Raw genomic sequence first — 2,956 nt, 5'->3', positions numbered from 1 at the left:
CTTATCCGCCAGGACCCTGCGGGCCCTGGCCCCCATTCGCCGGCTCTTCGCTGCCGGCCGGATCGCGCCGGAGAGCATGGCCCTCCGGCAACCGTCCGGGCCGCCCGTACGGACATCGTGCTTTCCTTTCTTCGGGAGACCCACTGATCCACCTTCCCCCCGGGTTCAGACGGGAGACCGGCCTTGCCACCCCGAGGCCACCCCAGGCGGGGTCCGGGGAGATACTATCTCCCCGGCGGAGGGGGGCCGGGGGCAGGCGGAGCCTCCCCCGGGGCCGGCAACGGGCGCGACACCGGACCGGCGCATGAGCCTGCTCGTGGCACAGGGCCTGCGGAAGTCCTTTGGCGGGGTAACGGCGGTCTCCGATGTCTCCTTCGCACTGGCGGCGGGGGAGATGCTGGCGCTGATCGGCCCGAACGGCGCCGGGAAGTCCACCTGCTTCAACATGGTGGGCGGGCAGTTGCGGCCGGATGCCGGGCGGCTGACCCTGGAGGGGCGGGAGATCGCCGGCCTTTCGCCCCGCGCCATCGCACGGCGGGGGGTGGGGCGGACCTTCCAGGTCACCGCCACCTTCGGTTCCATGACACTGCGCGAGAACGTGCAGCTCGCCCTCCTGGCGCGGGAGGGGAAGGTCTGGCGCTTCTGGCAGCCCCTGGCGGGGCACCATCGGGCGGAAGCCGGGGCGCTGCTGGAACAGGCGGGGCTGGCGGAGCAGGCGGAACGCGCCGCCGGGGTGCTGGCCTATGGCGACCTGAAGCGGTTGGAACTGGCCGTCGCCCTCGCCGCCCGCCCGCGACTGCTGCTGATGGACGAGCCCACCGCCGGCATGGCCCCGGCGGAGCGCGAGGCGCTGATGCGGCTGGTGCGGCGGATCGCCACGGAACAGGGCATCGCCGTGCTGTTTACCGAGCACGACATGGACGTGGTCTTCGGCGTTTCCGACCGCATCCTGGTGCTGGACCATGGCCGGCTGATCGCCGAGGGCGATGCGGCCGCCATCCGCGCCGATCCGGCGGTGCGGGAGATTTACCTGGGCACCGGAAGCACGCAACAGGGGGCGGCGGGCTGATGCTGGAGGTCGCGGATCTCGTCAGCGGCTATGGCCGCGCCCGCATCCTGCGGGGCCTCTCCTTCCGGATCGGGGCGGGCGAGCTGGTGATGCTGCTGGGCCGCAACGGCGCGGGCAAGAGCACCACGCTCAGGACCGTCATGGGACTGCTGCGGGCCGAGGGCGGCAGCATCCGCCTTGCCGGGCAGGAGATCGCGGGCTGGGAGCCGCACCGCATCGCCCGCGCCGGCCTCGGCTACGTGCCGGAGGAACGGCGGATCTTCGCCGATCTCACGGTGATGGAGAATCTGGAGGTCGGCCGGCAGGCGCCGCGCGCGGGGCTGCCGGCCTGGACGCCGGAACGGCTCTTCGCGCTCTTCCCCAATCTCGGGCAGATGCGCGACCGGCCGGGCGGGCGGATGAGCGGCGGCGAGCAGCAGATGCTGACCATCGCGCGCACCCTGATGGGCAATCCGCGCCTGCTGCTGCTGGACGAGCCTGGCGAGGGCCTGGCGCCGGTGATCGTGGAGCAGATGGCGCAGGCCGTGCTGCGGCTGAAGGCCGAGGGGCTGACCATCCTCCTGGCCGAGCAGAACCCGCATTTCGCCGGGGGCGTGGCGGATCGCGCGGTGGTGCTGGAAAAAGGCCAGGCGGTCTGGAGCGGCACGCCGGAGGCACTGGCGGCGGACGAGGCGCTGCGGCGGCGCCACCTGGCGGTGTAGCCTTCCCCCCAAGGACCGCCGGGGAATTTTCATCCCCCTGAATGACGTTCGGGAGAAGATACAACCCCGGCGACCCCGGAAAAGGGGATGGGTCGTTTGCCTGCCTCCGATCCGCTCCGCTAGGCTGCGGCCATGGATCAGCCGGTCGAGATCGCCATCGTCGGCGGGGGCTTCACGGGGACCCTGCTGGCCGTCCTTCTGCGCACGAGGCTTCCGGCCGGGCGGCAAGTCCTCCTCTTCGAGCCGCGCCCCGAGCCTGGCCGCGGCCCGGCCTATGGGGAAGCGGGGCGCTGGCACGTCCTCAATGCCCCGGCCGGAGGCATGAGCGCCCTGGCCACGGAGCCCGACCACTTCGCCCGATGGCTGGCGGCGCAGCCGCCGAACGCCCTCTGCCCGGCAGAGGCGCGCGACAAGCCCGCCGCCCGCCGTTTCGCGCCGCGCCAGCTCTACGGGCGCTACATGCTCTCGCTGCTGGAGGAGGCCCGGCGCGGGCCGGGGGCGGAGATCCGCCATGTGCCTCGGGCGGTTTCCGCGATCCGGCGCGACGCGGAGGGGCTGTGGCGCATCGAGGCCGGGACGGCGGGTTGCCGGGCGCGTGTCTGCGTGCTTGCCCTGGGAAACGCGCCCGCGAATCCGGTCGAGGGGGCCCGCCAGGGCCTGTCCGGGCTGCACGACCTGCCGCCGGAGGACGCGGTGCTGCTGCTGGGCAGCGGCCTGACCATGGTGGACCACCTGCTGGCCCTGCGCGCGCAGGGACATCGCGGCCCGGTGCATGTGGTTTCGCGCCATGGCTGGCTGCCCTTGCCGCACGTCGCCGCGCCGCCTGCCATCCCGGTGGACACGGCCTGGTGCCTGAACAGGCCGCCGCGGCCCCTGACCGTGCTGGGCCTGTCGCGCTGGCTGCGGCGGGAGGCGGCGCGGGCCCAGGCCGCTGGCCAGCCCTGGCAGGCGGTGATGGATGCCGTCCGGCCGCAGGTCCAGGCGCTGTGGCGTGGGCTGCCGCTGGCGGAGCGGCGGCGCTTCCTGCGCCATGCCCGCACGGCCTGGAGCCTGCACCGGCACCGTATCGCGCCGGAGATCTTCGCCGTGGTAGGGGAGATGGTGGAGAGCGGGCAGGTGGCGGTCCATGCCGCCCGGCTGGAATCCTGCGCCGCCGGGCCGGGTGGAGGTCTCCGGGCCATGCTGC

3 protein-coding genes are annotated in these 2,956 nt (G+C 73.5%); all 3 read left to right on the top strand.

Annotation, left to right across the window (positions count from 1 at the left end):
• Positions 1-304: 304 nt before the first annotated feature.
• Positions 305-1,069 (top strand): ABC transporter ATP-binding protein, encoded by a 765-nt coding sequence (locus tag ROTAS13_RS22110; RefSeq protein WP_075823453.1) that lies wholly within the window; start codon positions 305-307, stop codon positions 1,067-1,069.
• Complete coding sequence (locus ROTAS13_RS22105; protein WP_075823451.1) at positions 1,069-1,770, top strand: ABC transporter ATP-binding protein; 702 nt, start codon at positions 1,069-1,071, stop codon at positions 1,768-1,770. Before ROTAS13_RS22110 ends, ROTAS13_RS22105 begins: the two co-directional genes overlap by 1 nt.
• A 132-nt stretch (positions 1,771-1,902) precedes the next feature.
• Positions 1,903-2,956 (top strand): FAD/NAD(P)-binding protein (locus tag ROTAS13_RS22100; RefSeq protein WP_075823450.1); only part of this gene is annotated, 1,054 nt, incomplete at its 3' end.

This window comes from Roseomonas sp. TAS13 (genome assembly GCF_001950415.1).
Lineage (GTDB): Bacteria > Pseudomonadota > Alphaproteobacteria > Acetobacterales > Acetobacteraceae > Roseomonas > Roseomonas mucosa.
This window is presented reverse-complemented; position numbering and strand designations above follow the sequence as displayed.

Bases quoted from the DNA above. Each gene is read 5' to 3' on its own strand.
- ROTAS13_RS22110 (WP_075823453.1), top strand. From the start codon at position 305: ATGAGCCTGCTCGTGGCACAGGGCCTGCGGAAGTCCTTTGGCGGGGTA.
- ROTAS13_RS22105 (WP_075823451.1), top strand. From the start codon at position 1,069: ATGCTGGAGGTCGCGGATCTCGTCAGCGGCTATGGCCGCGCCCGCATC.